This window comes from Paenibacillus rubinfantis, from assembly GCF_001486505.1.
Lineage (GTDB): Bacteria > Bacillota > Bacilli > Paenibacillales > Paenibacillaceae > Fontibacillus > Fontibacillus rubinfantis.
Map to the genome: position 1 here is coordinate 60537 of NZ_LN909065.1, position 23013 is coordinate 83549.

The window sequence follows — 23013 nt, forward strand, 5'->3', positions numbered from 1 at the left end:
CCCTCCTTTTTGCTGCGCCTGCGGAGTTAGTTGTCGGATTCGGGAAAAAGGAACGTTCCCGGCGCATCCTTTGATGCGCTTCACCCCAAGAATACGAATTACGTTTAACACGGTTCGTTTTCAACTTTCGTCCCCCGCACCTCAAGATCAGGTTTCGGCCTATTGAATATATCACAATTTTGTAACCAGTTGTTCAGGTAATTCCCACCAAGTAGCGAAAAACCTTGATGGGACGGGTTACATTTTTGTGTTCAATCGTAAAGAGAAGGTTAAAATCGATCATTTGTTCGGTCGCGAAATGAGCATGAAAAAACCGTCCAAAACGAAAATTCCGGACGGTCTAACAGGTCTATGAATTATAATACCTTGCTCAAAAAATCTTGTGTCCGCTGATGCTTCGGCGCGCCAAACACCTCTTGCGGCGTGCCCTGCTCCAGGATGACGCCTTGATCCATAAACAGAATACGATCACCTACTTCACGGGCAAACCCCATCTCATGCGTTACGATGACCATCGTCATCCCCCGCTCCGCCAAGCTCTTCATCACATCCAGCACTTCCCCAACCATCTCCGGGTCAAGCGCAGACGTGGGTTCATCGAACAGCATGACATGCGGCTCCATGGCCAGTGCGCGGGCAATGGCGATCCGCTGCTTCTGTCCGCCGGAGAGCTGGGCCGGATAGGCATCCCGCTTATCTTCCAGTCCGACCGTGTGAAGCAGGTCCATCGCAATCGCTTCCGCTTTGCTTTTGTCGAGCTTTCTAACTCGAATCGGCGCGAGCGTAATGTTGTCGATCACCGTCTTGTGCGGGAACAGGTTGAAGTGCTGGAACACCATCCCCATTTTCTCGCGGGTTTTATTGATGTCATGTCCCTTGCCGGTAATTGAAGCCCCTTCAAACGTAATCTCGCCATCGGTCGGGACCTCCAACAGGTTCAGGCAGCGGAGAAACGTACTTTTCCCCGATCCACTTGGCCCGATGACAACAACGACTTCGCCTTTTTGGATTTCCAGGTCGATGCCGCGCAGAATATGAAGTTGGCCGAATTTTTTATGCAAACCTTTAACGGTGATCACTGGTCTTCAACTTCCTTTCGAACACGCCCAAAATGCGGGACAGCGTGAATGTCAGAATAAAGTACATGATTGCGATGATCAAGTATGGCGTCATTCCGTCGTATGTGATCGTTACAACCGATTGCGCTTGATAGATCAGCTCGGCCGTACCGATGATCGAGACGATTGAGGATTCTTTGATGATGGTGATAAACTCGTTGCCGATGGCGGGAAGTACTGACTTGATCGCTTGCGGGATGATGATATGGCGCATGGTCATCCCTTTCGTCATCCCCAAGGAACGGGCCGCTTCTCCCTGTCCTCGATCCACGCCTTGAATACCGGCACGAAATATTTCCGCTAAATAAGCGGAGCTGTTGATCGACAACGTAATTGCCCCCGATTGAATCGGCGAGAAGTTAATGTCAAACATAAACGCAAACCCGTAGTGAATAATCAACAATTGGACCATCATTGGCGTGCCGCGCAGAAATTCCACCCAAGCATGGCCGAGAAAACGCAGAATCCCCCAAGGCGACATGCGCACCAACGCGATCAACAACCCCAGGACAAAGCCGCAGAACACACTGATTGCCGCCAAGAGCAGCGTATACTGTACACCGGCCAAGAAGTAACTGCGGTATTCCATAAACATTGAAATTAAGTCCATAACGTCCTTCCTTCCTCCTCCTTTACCTCAAACCCTTACGCAAAAAAACAGAAAATAGCGAAATGGGCTTCGCTATTTTCTGTGAATGGATACCGTGATTATTTCTCGGCCAGCTCGCTAGCTTCGGCAACGAATTGATCGATGCTGCCCGCGCTAATCAGGCGATCGAGCGTTTGATTCACTTGATCCAGCAGCTCTTGGTTGCCCTTCTTAATACCAATCACGTAACCTTCATCCTCGGTCACCGGTTTGGCATCGGTGATGACCAAGCCTTTTACGTTCTTGACGAACGATTCTGCGACCGGACCTTCCAAAATAGCTGCATCTACGCGGTTCGTGTTTAATTGCATAATGATATCGTTGATTTTGCCCAGCGAAGTTAATTGGGCATTCGGGATTTCCTTCGCCATATCTTCTTGAATGGAACCTTGCTGAACGCCGATTTTTGCCCCTTCCAGCGATTCCATTGTGCTGAATTTGTCTTTGTCTGCCTCGCGCGTCACGACGGCTTGCTCGGCTTTGTAGTAAATTTGCGACATATCGATTTGTTCGGCACGTTCCGGCGTTGGGCTCAGTCCAGAGATGACGAGATCAACGCGTCCGCTCGACAGCTCGTTCAGCAGCGTATCGAATTTCAAGTCCTTAATCTCCAGCTCAGCGCCCATATCCTTGGCGATCTCTTTGGCGATCTCCACATCGAAACCAACGATTTCGTCTTCGCCTTTGTCGTTTTTGATGTGGAACTCATACGGCGGGAAGTCCGCGCTCATGCCAACGATCAGTTTTTGGGCCGGTTTGGTTTGTTCTCCGCCCGCTTGGGTTTCGTTTTGATTCGCGGCTTGCCCGGCGTTGTTCGCTGCATTACCGCTGTTATTTTTTTCCTGGCCGCAGGCAGCCAGCACCAACGTGACCATCATGACCGTTATGAATAACATACCCCATTTTTTCATGGATCTCTCTCCTGTTCTGCTTTGCTTATTTTCATTCTAAGATGATTACTGGGCTAATTATAAATCAGAATGCATATATATGCAAAACAATTTTCATAGCATTCCTGATATTTTCACAGTTCAGACTTGAACCTGCCCCGCGAATCCGCCTTTATCATACTTTGGTCAATTCAATGAATAATTATGTTCATTATTCGGTTCATGCTCTGCCCTGTCTTGGGGAATAATGAGCACAATCATCTCAGCGAGAGGAGGCGCCAATCGGTGCTGCTTGAAGCGCTCTACCATGTGCCCCGGGACAAATGGGCTTATGCATACGATCCAACCACGATCCACCTCCGCATCCGAACCAAGCGGGACGATGTGGAACAGGTCTACGCGATGACCGGGGACAAATACGACTGGGCGGGGACCTACCAGGAGCTCCCGATGGAAAAAGCGGCCCATGACCGCATGTTCGACTATTGGGAGGTAGCCGTGCGTCCCAAGTTCAAGCGCCTCTCCTATGCGTTTAAACTCACCGCGGGAACGGAATCGGTCTACCTGCTGGATACAGGCACGCAGTCGGAGGCCCCTCACCCCCCCGGCGAATGCTTCGAATTTCCGTACATTCACGAAATCGAGGTGGTCCGAGTACCGGAATGGGCTAAGCAAGCCGTATTTTATCAGATTATGCCGGAGCGATTCGCTAACGGGGACCCTTCCAATGACCCGAAACCGGTGGAGCCTTGGGGCGGCAAGCCAACGCGTGAGAACTACTTTGGCGGCGATTTGCAAGGGATCATCAATCATTTGGACGACTTGACCGATTTAGGGATCACCGCGCTTTATCTGACACCTTTATTTACGGCTCCGTCCAACCATAAATACGATATCGTGGATTACAAGCGGGTAGATCCTCAATTCGGCGATAACGAGCTGCTGAAAACCTTGGTTGAACGCTGCCATGAGCGAGGAATCCGGGTTGTGCTGGATGCCGTTTTTAACCACTGCGGCGAGCACTTCCCCCCGTTCCAGGACGTGTTGAAAAATGGAGAAGCCTCCCCCTACGCCGGCTGGTTTCACGTAAACTCCTTTCCCGCGAAAGTGGAAAACGGGGTTCCTACTTATGATACGTTTGGTTTTTTTCCAAATATGCCTAAATTTAATACGGCCAACCTGGATCTGCGTAATTATTTGCTGGGCGTGGCCGAATATTGGATTAAAGAAATCAAATTGGACGGCTGGCGGCTGGATGTAGCCAATGAGATCGATCATCCGTTTTGGCGCGAATTTCGGCAGGTTGTGAAGCAGGCTAATCCGGAAGCTTATTTGATCGGGGAAGTATGGAGCGATTCGCTAAACTGGCTGCTGGGAGATCAATTTGACTCGGTCATGAATTATCCGTTTGCCGATAAAGTGCTGGAATTCTTCACCGGTGGCGTGGACGGAGCGGCCTTCTCCGACGAAATGGGTTCGCTGATCATGCGATATCCACATCAAACGAATGAAGTGGTCTTTAACATGTTGGGCAGCCACGACACCCCGCGCCTGTTGACCCGTGTCGGCGGTGATAAACGGAAGCTCAAGCTATGCGTCGTTTTTCTGTTCACCTATATTGGGACGCCTTGTGTGTTCTACGGTGATGAAGTTGGACTGACCGGGGACGGCGACCCGGACTGCCGCAAATGCATGGAGTGGGACCGCAGCAAACAGGATCGGGAGCTTTACGACTTCTATAAGCTGATGATCGCGCTGCGCAAGAAACATCCGGCGCTCCGGCACGGGCGCTTCCGCTTTTTGCATGCTGAACCGGGCGATCCGTGTATCGTCTATGAACGAATGGACGAGCAAATGCATTTTACCGTATGGATGAACAACACTCCTAAGGCTGTAACATTAACGCATCCGATGCAAACCAGCGATTGGCGGGATGCCTTGACGGAAGAAGCGGTCGCCCCGGCGAACGGGATTATGAGCATCTCCCTCGAAGCCTATGGTTTTCGGATTTTGTACCGGCACATTCAAAATTAACAAAGGAAAAGCGGACGACCGGCGTCCGCTATTTCTTTAGGCTTTCGTAGATCTCGATGTATTGCCTTGCCGAAGCCTCCCATCCGTAATCGCCGGCGAAGGCACTTGCCGTTATCCGGCTCCAATGCTCAGGCTGACGGTAATAGGACACCGCCCGGCGCAGCGTATGCAGCATATCATGAGCATTGTAGTTGCGAAAGGAAAAGCCGTTACCTTCCCCCGTAAACTCGTTATAGGAACGCACCGTGTCGTTTAAACCCCCGGTTTCCCGCACGACAGGGATCGTGCCGTATCGCAGAGCCAGAAGTTGGCTGATGCCACATGGCTCAAACCGCGAAGGCATCAGGAAGATGTCGCTGCCGGCGTAGATTCGCCGGGACAAGGCGTCGCTGAATCTGATTTGGACCGACAATTTTCTCGGATGGCGTGATGCCGCTTCCCGGAACCAGTTTTCATAAGCCGTGTCCCCTGTCCCCAACAGTACGAATTGCACCTCGTCTTCTCCAAGCCATTCATCCAGCACCCGAGTCACCAGATCCAGCCCCTTTGGTTCGGCCAAACGGGTTACCATCGAGACAAGCGGCGTATCCGGCGCCTCCGGCAAACCGAGCTCCCGCTGAAGCACCGGTTTATTGGCGCGTTTTTGCTCCAAGCTACGGCCGTATCGGGCAAACAGCTCCAGGTCGGTCTCCGGGTCGTAGGCCCGGGTATCGATTCCGTTGACGATTCCTGACAACCGCCCGCCCAGCGAACGAAGCAAGCCGTCCAACCCGTAACCGTAATGCTCCGTTTTGATCTCCTCGGCATAAGTTGGGCTAACGGTTGTCACACGATCGGAGTAAACCAAGCCGGCTTTCATAAAGCTAACATTGCCGTAATACTCCACACCCTCCGGCGTGAAGTAATCCCAAGGCAGACCCAACAAATCGCCTAGCACCTCCTCCGGAAAAATCCCCTGATACAACAGATTATGGATCGTATAAACGGTTCGTATATTCCGGTAGTCCGGCCGATCGCGGTAATGCTCCTGAAGCAGCAGCGGTATCATCGCGGTATGCCAATCATGGCAATGGATAATGTCCGGCACGAACCCGGTAAGGGGCAGCAATTCAAGCACAGCTCGGTCCAAAAAGGCAAATCGCTCGCCATCATCCCAATGCCCGTAAACCCCGGATCTGCCAAAATAGTCCTCGTTATCGATCATATACACGGGAAGGCCTTCCCAGTTTAGCATGGAGATCCCGCCGTACTTGGTCCGCCATCCAACCGGCACATTGGCGGTGCCCAGATGCTCCAGACGATCCCGATACACGGACGGCAGTTCTCGGTATCTCGGCATTACGATCCTCACGTCATGGCCGGCTTCGATCAACGCCTTAGGCAGCGCACCGATCACATCGGCCAGCCCTCCGGTTTTCATAAACGGCGCGACTTCCGCCGCGGCAAATAAAATATTCATCCTTTCGCCCTCCTTCTTGGCGCTTGACGCTTCCATACCGTCATGCTCAGCGGAGGAAGCGTAACGATGAGGCTTTGAGTTTGCCCGTTCCAGCCTGCTTTTTCACTTGGAAGCACCTTGGACTGCGGGGTCCCTAAGCCGCCGAAACGAACGTCATCACTGGTAAACACGAGTTCATACCGCCCAGGCAATGGAACCCCAACGCGATAATCACTTCTCTCTTCAGGCAGAAAATTCAACATGACTAGCAAAAGCTCCTCCGGCTGCTTTCCTTTTCGCACATACGCAATAACGCTTTGCTTGTCATCATCCGGGATCATCCATTGGTAACCCTCGGACACATGGTCTTGCTCCCACAATGCCGGCTCTTGGAGGTAAAAGCGGTTGAGCGCCTGGCAGTAGCCGTGAATTTGCCGATGCGACTCATATTCCAGCAGAAACCAATCCAGCTCGCCCTGATCCCGCCATTCGATAAACTGGCCGAATTCCCCGCCCATAAATATCAGTTTTTTCCCGGGAGTCGTCAACTGATACCCCAGCAGCAGGCGAAGTCCGGCGAATTTTTGTTCGTACGTGCCCGGCATTTTGTCCAGCAGCGATTTTTTACCGTGCACCACCTCGTCATGGGAAAGCGGGAGCGTAAAATTCTCCGAATAGGCGTACCAGATCGGAAAGGTTAGCAAGTGATGGCGCTGAGGGCGTTCCCCGAACGGAGTCTCAAAATAATCTAACGTATCGTTCATCCAGCCCATGTTCCACTTGTAATTAAAGCCAAGCCCGCCATGATGCGCGGGAGCGGTAACCATCGGCCATGCACTGGACTCTTCCGCCATCATCAACGCGTGCGGGAAGTAGCGAAACACCGCCGTATTTAACTGCCGCAGGAAATCAATGGCTTCCAAATTTTCGCTGCCGCCTTGTTCATTGCGGGCCGCCGCCCAGGAAGGTTTCTCGAAATCGTATCGTATCATGCTGGTGACCGCGTCCACTCGCAGGCCGTCAAAATGATACTGTTCAAGCCAATATATCGCACTGGAGATCAAAAAAGAACGAACCTCGGGTTTGCTGAAATCAAAGCTGAGCGTCCCCCAACCGGGTTTCTCCGCTTTAGCTGGATCGGCGTATTCGTATTGGGGTGTCCCGTCAAATAGGCGTAATCCGTGATCATCTTTCGTAAAATGGCCCGGCACCCAGTCCAGTAAGACGCCGATTCCGGCCTGATGACAGCAATCCACAAAGTACATCAAGTCCTGCGGCTCCCCGTAACGGCTGGTCGGCGCAAAATAACCGGTCGCCTGATATCCCCAGGATAAATCATACGGGTGCTCGCATAACGGCAGAATCTCGATATGGGTATAACCCATCTCTTTGATGTAAGGGACAACTAAATCCGCCATCTCCCGGTAGGTGTAAAACGTTCCGTCGGGTCGCTGCCGCCAGGTACCAAAATGCAGCTCATAGATATTCACCGGCTGTTCGTACGGAGCGCTGCGCCCCTGAATCCACTCCTCGTCACGCCAGACGTAATCGTCCAGCTTAGCGACAATCGAAGCTGTTTTGGGCCTCACCTCCGCGTAAAAGGCATACGGATCCGCTTTAAACCGCGTTTCCCCATCCGATCCCGTCAGGGCATACTTGTAAAAACTTCCAACCTGAACATCCGGAAAAAAACGAGTCCAAATTCCCGAATCGGGTATCTTATATAGTACATCACGCGTCCCCTTCCAACCGTTCCAATCGGCGACAACGGCGACTTGGCATGCTTTCGGGGCCCATACGGTAAAGCGGACACCGCTTTTTCCCCCTTCGGTTACGGGATGAGCGCCAAACGTGCGGTAGCTTTGGTACAACGTCCCTTCGCGGAACAGGTAGAGATCCGCCGGGGATACGGAGGAACCCCAAGAGGATTCGGAGCTGGAATCGAACAATTAGGCCACCACCCTTACATGATCTGAAATGAAATTCAAGAAAATTTAGCATAAATAAAAAAATTTCAGCATTTACAATAAAATGATGTAATATTTTCGTTTGATTTCCATAATTTATTCCAACTACATTATATCCTTTAATGTATGTGCTACACAGACAAAAACATACGGGAGGGAAATGAAATGAGGAAAAAGGACTGTATTGCGATGCTTCTTGCCGGCGGGGAAGGTCGAAGATTATCTCCGCTGACGACCAAGCAGGCGAAACCGGCCGTGCATTTTGGCGGACAATACCGGATCATCGATTTTCCTCTCAGCAACTGCGTCAATTCCGGGATCGACACGATTGGCGTACTTACGCAATACGAAGCGGCTTCGCTCCATGAGCATATCGGCGAAGGCGATCCCTGGAAGCTGACGCACTCGGAGGACGGCGGGATCACGCTGTTGCCCGCGTTCCGGGAAGGCGTTGAGGAATATGCGGGAACGGCAGACGCCATCTACAAAAATATGGCCTTCGTCGACGCCCATTCGCCCAAATACGTCCTTATCCTTTCGGGAGACCATATTTACCATATGGACTACCGTCACATGCTGGATTTCCACCTCAGTCACCAAGCCAAGGCGACGATTTCGGTGATGCCGGTACCCTGGGAGGAAGCACATCGATTTGGAGTCATGTCCAGGGACGAACAGAACCGCATTACCGAGTTCGCGGAGAAGCCGCCGCAGCCCGCCAGCAATCTCGCTTCGATGGGCATTTATTTGTTCGAGTGGGAGTTCCTGAAGCGGCAGCTGGAGGAGGATGCGGTGAACCCTAACTCCAGCCATGACTTCGGCAAGGATCTGATTCCGAAGATGCTAGCTGGAAGCGAACCGTTACACGCCTATGAGTTCAAGGGCTATTGGCGGGATGTGGGAACAGTGCAAAGTCTGTGGGAAGCGCATATGGATTTGCTCGCCGAATCCTCCGAATGGAAGTTGCATCGCGAAGATTGGCCGATGTTTACCCGGGAACGTCCAATCCTCCAAGGATGGGTCAAAAAACGGAACCTGCACGCCCCATCCTCCCTCGTCCATGATTATTGCGCGCTTGAAGGATTTGCTGAACGATCTGTAATTTTTAGCGGCACGGAAATCGGCCGGTATTCTCGAATCAAGGACAGTGTGATCATGCCGGGCGCTAAAATCGGCCGCAACGTCCACATTGAACGGGCCATTATCGGCGAAGGCGCCGTAATCAAGGACGGGGCTGTCATCAAAGCGGGGCCTGCAGACATCCACGTCGTTGCTCCCTACGAAACCGTGTTTGCCAAACCGTTGAACCGACCGCAGCCCGCTCGTCTGCTTCAAGAGGTTTACGACAACGCTCCCCGGCTGCGCGCCGAAGGTTTGCTCTCGTAACAGAGCAAAAGGGGCCGCTTCGAAAGAATCCATGGATGATCTTTCGAGACGGCCCCTTTTGGGTTTTGATTAGCTCTGATGATACAATTGAGGGTCCAGCTGATATAGATTAAATTCACGGCCGTTTAAGCGGCCCGTGCCTTGAAGCTGAAACCCTAAGCTCTGATACAACCGATTTAGCTTCAGGTTCTGATTCCAGCAATCCAGCCGCAAGCCAGTACGCTGAAGCGCCCGGGATCGTTTGGCCGCATAGCGTAAAATCTCAGCACTCAGCCCGCGGCCGCGATAAGGCAAGCGAATCGTCAAACGATGCAGATAACTGTAGCCGGCGATATTCCGTTCCCCCCAGTAATCCGGGTCAGAATCCTGCAGCGTAAACATTGCCGCCGTTTCACCGGAGAACCTCAGCAAATAGATTTCCCGTTCCTCGTAATACGCCCGGACCAAATCTGACGTGAATTGCTGCGGGTTCCACTGCTTCACACCGTTCTCCTGCATCCAGCTTGCGGCTTCAATCAATAGTTGCCGCACCTCATCTAAATCGTTCTCGCCCGCTAGTGAAACGGTAAATGTCCCTTGTTCCGTTTCCAGTGTATCCGTCAGCTGTTTCATCCCCAGCTCCCTCCTTCCTTGACTTTCTTCTCTCTACGTTACAGTTAAGGTTGTGACTCGTCCGTGCCGCTTGCATCTTGGGTCTCACGAAGCAGCGGCAGCGTCACGGAAACGGTCGTCCCAACGCCAAGCTCGCTTTGAATGTCCATTTCACCGCGATGCAGTTCAACCAGTTGCTGGCTGATTGCCAGGCCCAATCCGGTTCCGCCGCCCTGGTGATTTACCTGGAAGAAACGATCCTTGACTTTGTTCAAATACTCCTCGCTGATGCCGATCCCGGTATCGATGACTTCAACCCGAACCCGCTCCTTCTCTAAAGGGTTGATCACCAGATGAATCCAGCTTTGTTCATGGGAGAACTTGATCGCATTATCCACCACATTCAGGAACACCTGCTTGAGGCGATTACCGTCCCCGCTGACGATGGCAGACCCTTCGGTCTTGTCTTCCAGCTTCAGTTGAATTTGCTTCTGTTCCGCCTTGGCCCAGACGTTTAACATCGTCTCCTGAAGCAGCTCTTTAAGGTTCACCTGGCCGATCACCAGCTTCATTTCGTTGGATTGCAGCTTCGAGAAATCCAGGATCTCCTCGACGAGACCGATCAAACGATCGGTTTCCTTCGCGATGATCCCCATCCCGATCTTCGTCTCCTCAGGATCAAAGCCGCCGGAAGTTAACGTCTCGCTCCAGCCCTTGATTCCGGTCAGCGGTGTGCGCAGCTCGTGCGAAATCGAGGAGATGAAATCATCCTTGATTTGGTTGCTTCGGACGATCTCCTCGGCCATATAATTCAAGGTTGAAGCCAGCTCGCCGAGCTCGTATCGGTAGTTCCCTTTGATTCGTGCATCAAATTTCCCGCGGGCCATTTGCGCCGATACGGCGCGAATATTATTAATGGGCTTAACGATCGAATTCGCTAAGCCAATACTAAACAACGTAACCAGCGCCAAGACGGCCACCGAGACGGCGATCGACATAAATGTCAGGTTTAACAGCTTGGAGTTCACCGACTCCATCGAGGTGACGTAACGGACGATATATTGCGTCTGGCCTTGGATCTGCAGCGGCCTGGATACGGACATGACCAGCTCACCGGTCGCCGGCTGCCGTCCGATCCATTTGCCTACACTGCCGGCTAACGCTTGCGGTACATCGCTGGTTTGAATCGCTTTGTCCGCCTGGAAGGCGTTTGTACTCGCTTTAACCTCGCCGCTGCGGTCCAGGATCATCAACTCCGTGTTATCTAGCTCAAAGGTGCGAAGCATCTCCGTAAAATAGTCCGGATCCCCTTCCGCATTCAACCGGACGAACTTCTGGAAATAATCCGAAGCCCACATGGAGTGATTGGACATATGGTTATAGATCGTATCGTAGTAATACATGCGAATGGCCAACGTAAAAATGACCTCGACCATAAACAAAGTTACGAATACAACGATGAAATAGTGTAAGACGATTTGCCGTCCAATCCCTTTCTTGATCATTGTCCCTCGCCTTTCCACTTATAACCGTGCCCCCACACGGTTTGCAGGAAAGCCGGTTCGGACGGATTGGTTTCGATTTTCTGCCGCAAACGGCGAATGTTCACATCCACAATCTTCGGATCGCCCATATATTCCTTGCCCCAAACATGATCTAGGAGTAAATCGCGGCTCAGCGGCGTGTTCTCCTTCTCCAAGAAGAACTGGATCAATGAAAACTCCGTAGGGGTCAGCTCGATTAGCTGCCCGTTCTTCTTGAACTGCTTGGAGATCAAATCCAGGGTAAAGGGTCCGGACGTAAACGTCACTTTCGCGCTGCTCTCACGGTAAACGTTCACCCGGCGCAGCAGCGACTGGATCCGAGCGATCAGCTCGGTTGGGCTAAACGGCTTGCTGACGTGATCGTCTGCCCCAACAGACAAGGCGTATACCTTATCTTGCTCCTGAACCTTAGCAGTAAGGAAAATAATCCCGATCCGTTCGTTCGTTTCGCGGATGCGTCGGCACACTTCAAAACCGTCGATGCCCGGAACCATCACATCGAGGAGCGCAATGTCGATGTCCGGAACGCTCTGCAGCTTACTTAACGCTTCGTTGCCGTCCGCAGCTTCGAGGACATCGAAGCCGTTACGTTTCAAGTTAATAACGATAAAACTGCGGATGGACTCTTCGTCCTCCAAAATCAGCACTTTACTCAATTTGGTTGCCCCCTCTTCAAAGAAAACGACTTAACGCTTGATTTCCGTCTCGCCTTTGTTCACCTTCAGATCCGTATGGCTAAGGAACCCGATCACCTTATCCGCATCCCGTGCGAGCAAATCCCAATCCGATTTGTTCCGTTCCCATTCCGACAGCGTAAAGAATCGGATCTCGGCCACCGGTTCATTCGTATCGATCTTAACGAAAATCAGGTGCTCGTTCTTATCCGATTTCGTATCGATCGTCACATTTCCTTGCCATTCCTTCGGAAAGTTGAAGTAGAAACGTCCGGCCATATCCATGTACTGCTGCATCACGAATTTGAGCCCTTCCTTCTCATCCCACTGATAATACGAAAACAACCACGGGATTTCATCGAATGAAATATATTCCCAGCCCTTCGGCTTCTCCAACATGCCGATTTCAAGCAAGCCGTCGTTATTCACATCGCCGCTGAGGATCGGATAACCTTTTAATGTCATATCCTGCGAAGGCAGCAGGTTGACGAGTTCCCCGTCTTTCATCACGACCACGGTCGAAAACGCTGAGTGGGTTCCTACCGTTGCGTCGAGAATAATGCCCTTGAGATTCGGCGTAATGTTACCGCTGACCGCATTATAATACTCGCTGATCGGGTCGTCGAGTTCCAGATGGCTTAATTCTTTAAAAGATCCGTCATATTGGTACGTTGTAACCGTCGCATGTTGCTCACGCTTCAAGTTCACAACCGTAATGTCCGGAATATCGTCCTTGTTCAGATCGTCCACCATAAAATAATGATAAGGCAACGCGATCGCCTTCTCGACCTCTTTGCCATCGTAAGTATATACGGTTAACCCTTTTTGAAGTTCATCGGATCCGCTGGAGAAGCCGGCGATAATCTCCAAATTCCCGTCACCGTTCAAATCCAGAAGGTCGAACGTCTCGAGCACCTGGCCTTCGCCGTCAAAACGGACCTTCAGTACCCAGGAGTTCCCCTGACGCTCCAAAATCATCCCGTGGATCCGCACCGCTTCATCCGGCGTCTCATAGAACACTACGGCTTCCTTGATTCCGTCGTTGTTTAGATCGGGCGTGCGGATCGAGCTGATATTTCGGACGTCCCGCGGCGAGACGATTTCCCCGCCCTTCAGCTCGGCCTTGATCACGCTGATCAGCGAGGCGCGATCGGTGGAGAGCTGTGGCGTTTGCATCAAGGACTTTGGATCGCTGATAAAACTGCAGCCGCTCAAGATCAGGAGCAAGCAAGCTCCGGCCCAAGCGGTCAACCTCCTTTTGGTAAACATCCTCATCACTCGTTTCATACCAGATCAATCAGGCGTTTATCTTCCATCGTTAAACGTCGTCCAGACACATCAAGCTTAAGCTCGCCTTCATGGAGCCCCCAAATCCGCGTGCAGTACCGCTCCGCTAATTCCAGCGGCAGCGCCGCAATCACGATCTTATTCTGCTGCGTGCAGAGCTCTTTCAGCGTTTCCAATACGCGTTCTGCGGATTTCGGATCCAGACCGATCACCGGTTCGTCTGCGGCCAGGAAGTTCGCTCCGTGCACCAACGCCCGGCAGATCGCCACGCGCTGGCGCTCACCGCCGCTCAGTTTGCCCGCGTTGACATGGGCTTTTTCAAGCAGGCCGTATTTCTCCAGCTCGTCCATCGCTCCCATATAATCGTCCGAGCGGACCATCCCGGTTAGACGGCGCAGCAGCGGCGTTTGTCCGGCTTGTCCGATCAGGACGTTTTTCAGCGCGGTTTTTTCGGGATACATGGACGGGTTCTGTTCCAGATAAGCGCATTGGGAGCGGTATTTCTGCGAACCGCGTCCTCCGCCCTCGATCACTTTATCCCCATTCCACGTATAGTCTCCCCGGTTCCAGCGCTCGCGCAGCGCCAGGCAGCGCAGCAACATGCTTTTTCCGCTGCCGCTGGCCCCAACGACGCCGATCATTTCCCCGGCTCCAAACTGTACGGTCACGTCGCGGAGGACCTTCTTCTTATTCCCCTCCACGGATTTCTGCAAGTGACTGACTCTGATCATGTCCGATTTCTCCTTTACCTATTAAGAGGTTGCTCACCTAGCTGAGGGAGCAAACACTTGATTCACATCCCAAATCCTTTATCTTTTAGTGTATTGGAAAAGCCGGCGAAAATCCATTACAGCCTGTTCATATTTACGCTTTTTTTGCTGGATTGCGCTCGGAAGGCTAGCCCCGACGCGGAAAACAGCAGATACGCCGAGCCCAGGAGAATGAACAACAACGGCGCAGCTCCCAGCTGCATTGCGGCTCCGCCAAGATTTGGACCAACGATACTCCCGAAATTAAAATGGAAGGAAGCGATCACGTTAGCCACCGGCAGCAAATGGCGCGGAAGCAAGTCCGCAGCATAGGCCAGGCCTAACGAGAAGAACGAACCGACCAGCCCGCCTGCGCCCATAAACAAGAGCAACAACGCTATAAAATGATTGCCGGCCAGCGGCACGGCCAAAAATAGGAGACCGCCGGACAAGCCTGCGGCCATCAGCACCTTTTTGCGGCCATACCGATCGCTGAGCATGCCAAGTGGAAGCTGAAGTATCAGGCCGCCGATACCGAAGAACGGCAGCAATGCTGCGATATCCGCAGCGCTGAGGCCCGACCGTAAGCCGTAAATGGGGAAGTTGCTGTTCATAGAGGATTCCATATAGCCGTAAAGCAGCGATGGCAGCAACGCAAACCAGGCCAGCCGGTAGATCTGTGGGACTTTCCGCGGTTCACCGGCTTCCTCTTGGCGAACCGGTTCCGGCGCGCGATCCGGCAAATACAAAGCCGCTAGGATCACGATGGTTAGAAACAAGATCGCCAGCAGGACGAACGGAATCGCCTGCCCGTATTCTAGTAACCGGATGCCCAGGGGCCCGATGCTGAAGCCTAGCCCGTAGGACATCCCGTATAACGAGATGTTTCGGCCTCTTTTTTCCGGAGGAGACACTAAAATGATCCAGAGTTGCGAAGTAAAATGAATCGCGCTATCCCCGATACCAACCAGCAGCCGCAGGATAAACCACAATTTTAAATCCGATACCAGCGGAAAGACCGGTAAGGCCAGCATGACCAGCACGACGCCGCCTAACAGCAGGCGCTTAAACCCGGTGCGGCTCAGCAGCTTCTCGGCAACCAGCGACATGGCAAACGAGCCGACGTATAACGCAGCGGCATGCAACCCGTTAACGGAGGAGGAAATCCCCCTTTCTTCCATAAATATAGACAGCACCGGAAGCAGCAGTCCTTGGCTGAGTCCGGCGATGATGATCACGGCGATCAGAATGAAGGTTGGCGAAAATAGACGTTGGGTTCTTGATGTTGATTGAATCAAATAAAGCACTCCTTTATAAAAAAACAAAGAAAAATCGTCAAAAATTCGACGACTTTTCCCCAAAAGATCTTTTCCGAATAATCCTTAAACATTATAGTAGACAATCCCCTCCCTAACAAGCCATAATGAATCTGAATGCTAAGTTCTTTGGGAGGTTTGTTCTGTCATGGCCTATGATGTGAAAGTGGACCATTCCCTGGTCTACGAACTGATCAGCAGCTTTATGATATATACGTCGCAAAAATGGGTGAACAATCTGGATGTGGGTGCCGATTGGATCGCCGAAATCGATGCCCGCCTGACGCCGGAAGAGCGGCGCCAATTTACCGAAGCAGCTCGGTTTCCGTTTACGGATTACGATGTGCTGTACGTTTGGGCTTTGGAGCGAAACGGCGCTGACGAGGTCGTCCGTTTTTTGAACGAGTTGGCGGAAACTTCTGTCGACACCCTTTACCAACGCACTAAATCCTACATTCCCACTGTGAATAATGAGGCTATTGAACGGATTCGCAGCAGCTACATCTCTTTGCTTAAATGCTGGCAGCGATTGTATTTCGGCCCGATTGAAAACCAATTTCTCCCGCTGCTGGAGGAAGATGCTGCCGAGAAGCACACCTTACTGCAAAAGATGGACACCGATGCCTTGATCGAATACGCCTCCGGCGGTTTGGTGCTTGAACCTCTGAAGCCGATCACGCAGGTTGTGTTGACCCCTTCGATCCATTTTCGTCCGATAAATACTTATGTCTTCTATGAAAATGTACTGTTTATTCAATACCCGCTGGATATTCCGGAGCTTGACGAGGATGAGCCGCCGATGGTGCTCAAACGACTGACCCGGGCTCTGGCCGAGCCGCAGCGGTTACGCCTCCTTCGCTATGTCGCCGATGAGCCGAAATCGATGCAGGAGATGCTGAAGGATCTGGGCGAACCCAAGGAGCAGCTGATGCACGACTTGATGCGGCTGCGGGTCGCTGGCTTGCTGCGCATCCATCTGCTGGCCCAAGATACGGAGAAGTTCAGCATCCGACCGGACGGCGCGGCGGAGTTGCAGATGTTCCTGGAATCCTACATCCGATTGTAGCTTTGCCCGCGAAGGGCGGGTTGCTTTTTGGCGGGACCCTCCCTCCTGTGTTAGGATAGAGATATACGTAGAGACAAGCGTTTCTTGGATAAAGGAGTGACCCTTCAATGAATAGCACCTTGCGTCAACAAATCCTGTTTGATTTGGACGATACGCTGGTCCATTGCAATAAATATTTCGATTTGATTCTTGATCAGTTTGCCGACCTGCTGACCGACTGGTTCAAACCCTACGGCATCGCTACGGAAGAAATCCGCGAGAAGCAAACGGAAATCGATGTGGCCGGTGTTCATCAAATCGGTTTTGCCAGCTCGCATTTTCCCGAATCGCTGGTCGACACCTACCGTTATTATGCCCGGTTGACGGGGCGGAAACTGCTTTCCGAAGAGGAAGACCGGCTGATGAAGCTGGGGCTCAGCGTGTATGAGCAGCCCATAGAGCCGTATCCCGGGATGGTCGAAACGTTAAATCTGTTACGCAACCAAGGCCATGAGCTCCATTTGTACACCGGCGGTGAAACCGGAATTCAACAGCGCAAGATCGAGCAGATGCGGTTGGCCGATTATTTTGAGGATCGGATCTACATTCGTCAGCACAAAAATATCGAAGCATTGGAAGACATTTTACAATCGCGGCGGTTTGATCGTTCCCGCAGCTGGATGATCGGCAACAGCTTGCGTACCGATGTGATGCCGGCCCTATCCGCTGGAATCAAAGCGATCTATATCAAAATTCCTAATGAATGGCTGTACAATATCATGGAGCTCCGGCATGACGGGGATGCGGAAATGCACACGGTCACTTCGCTCGAAGAAGTACCTAGAGTGATCTTTAATCATCTCCATCAAGCGGAACGACAAAAACGGACCTTATAAAGGTCCGTTTTGTTTGTTCACTTATGATGTTCGGGAAGGCTCCGACTCCAGCAGTTCCAGCTTACCGGTCGTATGGTCAGCCAGGGAAATGCGGGCTTTCACCTCGCCCTGTTCACCTTTGAATGATAACAGCTGCGTTTGGCCTTTGGTCAACAGCGCGTTGAGCATGGCCTGAGAAATCTTCTTGCCGCCAAACTCCTTCCAAATGACGAAACCGCAGCCCTGCTTGTAATGCGTGCAGCCATACCCTTTGCGGCCTTCAATCAGCTGGCCGCCGCAGCCTTCGCGCGGGCAAGGCGCGAGCGGCTGCAGGCTGGCTGCAGGTTTCTCTTTAGCCGTCGCCGTGGCAGAACGACGCTCGCCTGTCCCGGAGCGGGCGGTTTTGCCGCTGCCGTTGCGCCCTCCGCTGCGTCGGCCGCCTTTGTCCGCCTCCTCCGTCCCAAACATGGAGGCGTCCGCTTTTTGCTGCGTGCGCACCTTATCGATGATCGAGATCGTAAATCGGCGCACGTTCTCCATAAACTTTTCCCGGGCGGCTTCACCCTTGGAAATCTGATACAGCCGCCGCTCCCATTGTCCTGTCATCTCCGGCGAGGTCAGCAACTCGACGCCGGCCCGACGGATCAGTTCCACCGCCGTCCGGCCTTTTTGCGTCACGGTGATTTTCTTGCCCTGCATCGTTATATAACCTACGTTCTTCAGCCGCTCGATCGTCGCCGCCCTTGTAGCCGGGGTCCCCAGCCCGGCATCCTTCATCGCCTCGCGCAGCTCCTCGTTCTCCAGTTGCTTCCCGGCACTTTCCATCGCTTTCAGCAAGGTACCTTCCGTATAATGCTTTGGCGGCTGCGTCGCCTTCTCCTTCGCTTCCGCGCTGAGGCATTGCACCGGACGGTCCTTGTCAATCTGGAACGGTTCGCTGACCAGATCCTCCGGCTCTTCTTCCTCGTCCTTCTTCTTTCCCCGCCCGCTTCCGGATTTCGTCCCATCATCGCCTGGCAGACATACCTTCCACCCGAGGGATAACAACTCTTTCACATTCGTTTTAAACGTTTCGCCTTCCACCTCGGTCAACACTGTATGCTGCTTATATTCCGCCGCCGGATAGAAATGCGACAGGAAGCGCCGAATCACAAGATCGTAAACGTTTTGTTCTTCCTTGCTTAACGTGCCTGGACGCCGCAGCGTTGGCAGGATCGCATGGTGATCCTCAACCCGCGTTGGGTTGCACACCGCTTTATTGCCAACATGCACTAAAGCCGGCCGACCGCCTTCCGCCAGCTCTTTGTAGCTCGACGACTTCAGCATGTGATGTACTTTGTGCATACCTTCGATATTTTGCTCGGTCACATAGTTGGAGCTCGTCCGCGGATAGGAGATCACCTTATGGCGTTCATAAAGCGCTTGAGCGATGTCCAGCGTTTTTTTGGCGGAATAACCAAACTTCGCATTAGCTTCCCGCTGCAACAAGGTCAGATCGTACAGCTTGTACGGATATTCCTTCGTCTCCTTGACCTCGTATTCGGTAATTCGCCCTTCCTTACCGCGTACCTTCTCGGCAATGGCTACCGCTTTCTCCCCGTCTGTCAGCCGATCGCCCTGCCAACTGCCCGTATACTTGCGGGCGTCTTGCTCGAATTCCGCTTTGATCTCGTAGTAGGTCAGCGAATCGAAGTTCTCGATTTCCTTCTGTCGGTCATAGATTAGCGCCAGCACCGGGGTTTGCACCCGGCCCACCGACAGCAGTTCCCGGTGTTTCGTCGTAAATGCTCGCGTGGCGTTCATCCCGATCAGCCAATCCGCTTCGCTACGCGCCCGGGCGGCCATCGTCAGGTTCTCGAACTCCGTTGCATCATGCAATTCGGCAAAGCCTTTGGCGATGCTCTCGCTGGTCAAGTCGGAAATCCACAGCCGTTTGACAGGCTGGGTTAACTTTAACTGCTGCTGGATCAGCGCAAAAATATACTGTCCTTCGCGCGCGGCGTCGCAGGCATTTACGATCGCGTCACAGCGTTTGGCCAGCTCACCGATTGTTTTCAACTGATCCTTTGTGCGCGGGTTCGGAACAATCTTGAATTGATCCGGCAAAATCGGCAGGTCGCCGAAATTCCAGCGTTTGTACTTTTCGTCATACGCATCCGGCTCAGCCAAACCTAGTAAATGACCTATCGCCCAAGTAATGATGTAGCGCTCTCCCTCCAGATAGGACCGGTTGTTCTTCGCTTTGGGTTCAATCACCGCGGCGATCGTCCGTCCCATATCCGGTTTTTCGGCAATTACGAGCGTTTTCATGCTTAAGCGCCCCTCTTCCTCTGTCTCTCGAATCTAAAAAAGAGCCGCGCTTCGCGCAGCTCTAGTAAGCTATTACCTATTATAGCATATTGACTTTCGATCGTCCTGCAAAAAATCCCGCGTCCCCACGAAACGTTACACCAGCACCGTTGAACCCATCAGGTATTTATCCACTTCACGGGCCGCCTCGCGGCCTTCGTTGATGGCCCAGACGACCAGGCTTTGACCGCGGCGCATGTCGCCGGCAGCAAACACTTTATCGACATTCGTTTTGAATTGGCCGTATTTCGCCTTCACATTGGTGCGGCGGTCTCTTTCCAAGCCCAATTCGTCCGCCAGCGTCGATTCCGGTCCGTCGAAGCCGATGGCGATCAACGCCATTTGTGCCGGGAAGACGCGCTCTGTTCCCGGAATCGGCTGATAGATTTTGCGCCCGGTCTCATCGACGATCCGTTGGATTTGCACCGTGTGCAGCTCCTTCAGGTTGCCGTTCTCATCACCGACGAACCGCGTTGTCATAATCGAGAATTCACGCGGATCGCTGCCGAACAACGCTTTGGCTTCTTCTTGTGCATAGTCGAGCGTGTAAACGTTCGGGAACTGCGGCCAAGGGTTGTTGATCGAATCGCGTTCGAGCGGCGCTTTGGCATGGGTGCCAAATTGCGTAATGCTGCGGCATCCGTGGCGCAACGCCGTGGCTACGCAGTCGGAGCCCGTGTCACCGCCGCCGATGACGATGACATCCTTCCCTTCCGCGGACAAATATTGCCCGTCGGTTAAGCCGGAGTCCAGGTAGCTCTTTATCGTCCCGTTCAAGAACGGCATCGCATAATGCACTCCGTTCAGGTCGCTGCCTTCGATACGAAATTCGCGAGGTTTCGTAGCCCCGCCGCACAGCACCACCGCGTCGAATTCATCGACGAGTTGCTGCGCTTGGATATCCTTGCCGATCTCCGTATTGGTGACGAATTTGACGCCTTCCGCAGCCAAGAGGTCAACGCGGCGCTGTACCACCGATTTGTCCAGCTTCATCGTTGGGATGCCGTACATCAGGAGGCCGCCGATTCGGTCGGCACGCTCATAGACAGTCACCTCATGGCCCGCCTTGTTTAATTGGGCTGCACATGCCAGACCGGCGGGTCCGGAGCCAACGACCGCAACTTTACGGCCTGTCCGCTTCTCCGGAGGTTCGGGTACAACCCAGCCTTCTTCAAAACCTTTATCGATAATCGCCTGCTCTATCGTCTTAATCGTTACCGGCTGCCCGATCAACCCTACCGTGCAAGAGCCTTCGCAAGGCGCTGGGCATACCCGGCCCGTAAATTCCGGGAAATTGTTCGTTTTGTGCAAGCGATCAAGCGCTTCTTTCCACAAATCGCGGTAAACCAGGTTGTTCCACTCTGGAATCAGGTTGTGCACGGGGCATCCCGCTGTCCCGCCGACCATATCGATACCCGTATGGCAATACGGTGTGCCGCAATCCATGCAGCGCGCGCCCTGGGTGCGCAGTTCCTCGTCGGACATGTGCTTATGAAATTCTTCCCAGTCCTTCACCCGTTCGGACGGGCTACGGTCTCCGGGAAGCTCGCGTTTGAACTCCATAAATCCTGTTGGTGTAGACATCAAAAAGTTCCCCCATCCGTTTAGCTTATCAAACGAAACCAAAGTCAACGCTCATCCAATTCGGAAGAAAATGTGACTTTTTTTACGCCGTCATCAATGTATCTTGATGTTAGCATTCGGAGGAAATGTTATTAATGGATTAATGATATGATAATTTGTACTTATTATCACATCATTTACGGCGTTCATAAGTCAGAAAACGGTAATTATAGGGATTCTTCTCGTCACGTACCCCCTGTTCTTCATGGACTAATTCAAAATCTTCCCATCGGAAGTGAGGGAAAAATACGTCCCCTTCGATGTCTTCTTCGATCCGGGTCACCAACAGCCGATCGGCCAGAGGCAGAAAGTGCTGGAACACGCCTGCGCCGCCGATGACCATCAGTTCCCCGCGCTCCGCATAGGCCAGCGCCTCATCGACCGAATGAACGAGTTCCGCTCCTTCCGCTTGGTAAGAGGCATCGGCCGTAATCACGACGCTATGCCGGTTCGGCAGCGGTTTGCTGCCCATCGATTCCCAGGTTTTGCGGCCCATTACGATGGTTTTCCCCGTTGTATTCGCCTTAAAAAACATCAAATCCGCCGGCAGCCGCCAGGGCAGCTGATTGTTCCGGCCAATCGCTCCATTTCGGGACATCGCCCAGATCAGCGTAATTCTCGCCATACCATACCGCCCCTCTCATTTATTTTATACAGCAACCGTCGCTTTGATTGTCGGATGAAACTGATAATCTACAAACTCGAAATCCTCGTAGACATAATCGAAAATCGAGTCCGGTTTACGTTTGATGACCAGCTTCGGCAGCGGATAAGGCTCGCGTTCCAGCTGCGTTTGCACTTGCTCGACATGGTTGTTATAAATATGCACATCACCGCCGGACCAGATAAACTCGCCGACCTCCAAATCGCACTGCTGCGCGATCATATGCGTCAACAGCGCATAACTTGCAATATTAAACGGCAGGCCAAGGAAAGTGTCTACCGAACGCATCGTCAACATACAGGACAGCTTGCCGTTGGCTACATAAAATTGGAAAACAAAATGGCATGGCGGCAGCTTCATTTGATCTACCTCGGCCACATTCCAAGCGCTGACCAGATGGCGCCGCGAGTCCGGGTTCTTCTTGATCGCTTCCACAACAGCGGAGATTTGATCGATTTTCCGTCCGTCCGGGGCTTCCCAGGAACGCCATTGCGAGCCGTACACCGGCCCCAGATCGCCGTTTTCATCCGCCCATTCGTCCCAGATGCGAACGCCATGCTCCTTGAGATAAGCTATATTCGTATCGCCGCGCAAAAACCACAGCAATTCATGAATCACCGATTTCAAATGAATCCGTTTGGTTGTCACCAGCGGGAAACCTTCGTTTAAGTCAAACCGCAGTTGCCGGCCGAAGACAGAGCGTGTCCCGACACCGGTCCGATCCTCTTTGGGTGTCCCGTTCTTCAGAACATCCTCCAGTAAATCCAAGTAATTTCTCATCGTTCTAACACCCCGTCACATTGGTCTTTTCATC

General features: G+C 52.6%; 19 protein-coding genes and 1 riboswitch. Of the genes, 4 read left to right on the forward strand and 15 right to left on the reverse strand.

Annotated elements, in window-relative coordinates:
- Positions 1-170, reverse strand: a riboswitch (cyclic di-AMP (ydaO/yuaA leader).
- 186 nt (positions 171-356) lie between these two features.
- From BN3277_RS11690 to BN3277_RS11700, 3 genes are all read right to left on the reverse strand, one after another.
- Positions 357-1079 carry an amino acid ABC transporter ATP-binding protein gene (locus BN3277_RS11690; protein WP_059042873.1) on the reverse strand — a complete coding sequence of 241 codons (723 nt, stop codon included), beginning with the start codon at positions 1077-1079 and terminating at the stop codon, positions 357-359.
- On the reverse strand, positions 1066-1728 hold the full coding sequence (locus BN3277_RS11695) for an amino acid ABC transporter permease (protein ID WP_059042875.1): 663 nt from the start codon (positions 1726-1728) through the stop codon (positions 1066-1068). Before BN3277_RS11695 ends, BN3277_RS11690 begins: the two co-directional genes overlap by 14 nt.
- A 98-nt stretch (positions 1729-1826) precedes the next feature.
- Complete coding sequence (locus BN3277_RS11700) at positions 1827-2678, reverse strand: transporter substrate-binding domain-containing protein (protein ID WP_059042877.1); 852 nt, start codon at positions 2676-2678, stop codon at positions 1827-1829.
- 264 nt (positions 2679-2942) lie between these two features.
- Between BN3277_RS11700 and BN3277_RS11705 the strand changes: the two genes are divergently transcribed.
- On the forward strand, positions 2943-4691 hold the full coding sequence (locus tag BN3277_RS11705) for an alpha-glycosidase (RefSeq protein ID WP_059042879.1): 1749 nt from the start codon (positions 2943-2945) through the stop codon (positions 4689-4691).
- A 28-nt stretch (positions 4692-4719) separates the two neighbouring features.
- Here the strand turns inward: BN3277_RS11705 and glgA are convergent, their stop codons facing one another.
- Entirely contained in the window at positions 4720-6150 is a 1431-nt protein-coding gene (gene glgA, locus BN3277_RS11710) for a glycogen synthase GlgA (RefSeq protein WP_059042881.1), read from the reverse strand.
- Positions 6147-8078 carry a 1,4-alpha-glucan branching protein GlgB gene (glgB, locus tag BN3277_RS11715; RefSeq protein WP_059042882.1) on the reverse strand — a complete coding sequence of 644 codons (1932 nt, stop codon included), beginning with the start codon at positions 8076-8078 and terminating at the stop codon, positions 6147-6149. The genes glgA and glgB overlap by 4 nt, the downstream gene beginning before the upstream one ends.
- 183 nt (positions 8079-8261) lie before the next feature.
- Between glgB and BN3277_RS11720 the strand changes: the two genes are divergently transcribed.
- A complete protein-coding gene (locus BN3277_RS11720; RefSeq protein WP_059042885.1) occupies positions 8262-9482 on the forward strand; it encodes a glucose-1-phosphate adenylyltransferase in 1221 nt (406 codons plus the stop codon).
- A 69-nt stretch (positions 9483-9551) separates the two neighbouring features.
- Here BN3277_RS11720 and BN3277_RS11725 read toward each other — a convergent pair whose 3' ends face one another.
- From BN3277_RS11725 to BN3277_RS11750, 6 genes are all read right to left on the reverse strand, one after another.
- A complete protein-coding gene (locus BN3277_RS11725) occupies positions 9552-10094 on the reverse strand; it encodes a GNAT family N-acetyltransferase (RefSeq protein ID WP_059042887.1) in 543 nt (180 codons plus the stop codon).
- Between the two features lie 44 nt (positions 10095-10138).
- A complete protein-coding gene (locus BN3277_RS11730) occupies positions 10139-11578 on the reverse strand; it encodes a sensor histidine kinase (protein WP_059042889.1) in 1440 nt (479 codons plus the stop codon).
- Positions 11575-12273 (reverse strand): response regulator transcription factor, encoded by a 699-nt coding sequence (locus BN3277_RS11735; protein WP_059042890.1) that lies wholly within the window; start codon positions 12271-12273, stop codon positions 11575-11577. Before BN3277_RS11735 ends, BN3277_RS11730 begins: the two co-directional genes overlap by 4 nt.
- A gap of 30 nt (positions 12274-12303) precedes the next feature.
- Positions 12304-13560: a hypothetical protein gene (locus tag BN3277_RS11740; RefSeq protein WP_232436406.1), complete on the reverse strand. Its 1257-nt coding sequence runs from the start codon at positions 13558-13560 to the stop codon at positions 12304-12306.
- 14 nt (positions 13561-13574) lie between these two features.
- Positions 13575-14309, reverse strand: coding sequence for a phosphonate ABC transporter ATP-binding protein (locus BN3277_RS11745; protein WP_059042894.1), 735 nt, complete (start codon positions 14307-14309; stop codon positions 13575-13577).
- Positions 14310-14425: 116 nt separating this feature from the next.
- On the reverse strand, positions 14426-15622 hold the full coding sequence (locus tag BN3277_RS11750; RefSeq protein WP_392396636.1) for an MFS transporter: 1197 nt from the start codon (positions 15620-15622) through the stop codon (positions 14426-14428).
- Positions 15623-15791: 169 nt separating this feature from the next.
- Between BN3277_RS11750 and BN3277_RS11755 the strand changes: the two genes are divergently transcribed.
- Positions 15792-16709: a winged helix-turn-helix domain-containing protein gene (locus BN3277_RS11755; protein WP_059042898.1), complete on the forward strand. Its 918-nt coding sequence runs from the start codon at positions 15792-15794 to the stop codon at positions 16707-16709.
- Positions 16710-16816: 107 nt separating this feature from the next.
- Complete coding sequence (locus BN3277_RS11760) at positions 16817-17584, forward strand: HAD family hydrolase (protein WP_059042899.1); 768 nt, start codon at positions 16817-16819, stop codon at positions 17582-17584.
- A gap of 21 nt (positions 17585-17605) precedes the next feature.
- Here BN3277_RS11760 and BN3277_RS11765 read toward each other — a convergent pair whose 3' ends face one another.
- The 4 genes from BN3277_RS11765 to thyA form a co-directional block, all read right to left on the reverse strand.
- On the reverse strand, positions 17606-19873 hold the full coding sequence (locus BN3277_RS11765) for a type IA DNA topoisomerase (RefSeq protein WP_059042901.1): 2268 nt from the start codon (positions 19871-19873) through the stop codon (positions 17606-17608).
- A gap of 135 nt (positions 19874-20008) precedes the next feature.
- Entirely contained in the window at positions 20009-21496 is a 1488-nt protein-coding gene (locus BN3277_RS11770) for a glutamate synthase subunit beta (protein ID WP_059042903.1), read from the reverse strand.
- 172 nt (positions 21497-21668) lie between these two features.
- The gene (locus tag BN3277_RS11775; protein ID WP_059042905.1) at positions 21669-22160 is read right to left on the reverse strand and encodes a dihydrofolate reductase; all 492 of its coding nucleotides are present in this window, start codon (positions 22158-22160) and stop codon (positions 21669-21671) included.
- Between the two features lie 24 nt (positions 22161-22184).
- Complete coding sequence (thyA, locus tag BN3277_RS11780; RefSeq protein ID WP_059042907.1) at positions 22185-22979, reverse strand: thymidylate synthase; 795 nt, start codon at positions 22977-22979, stop codon at positions 22185-22187.
- Positions 22980-23013 lie beyond the last annotated feature (34 nt).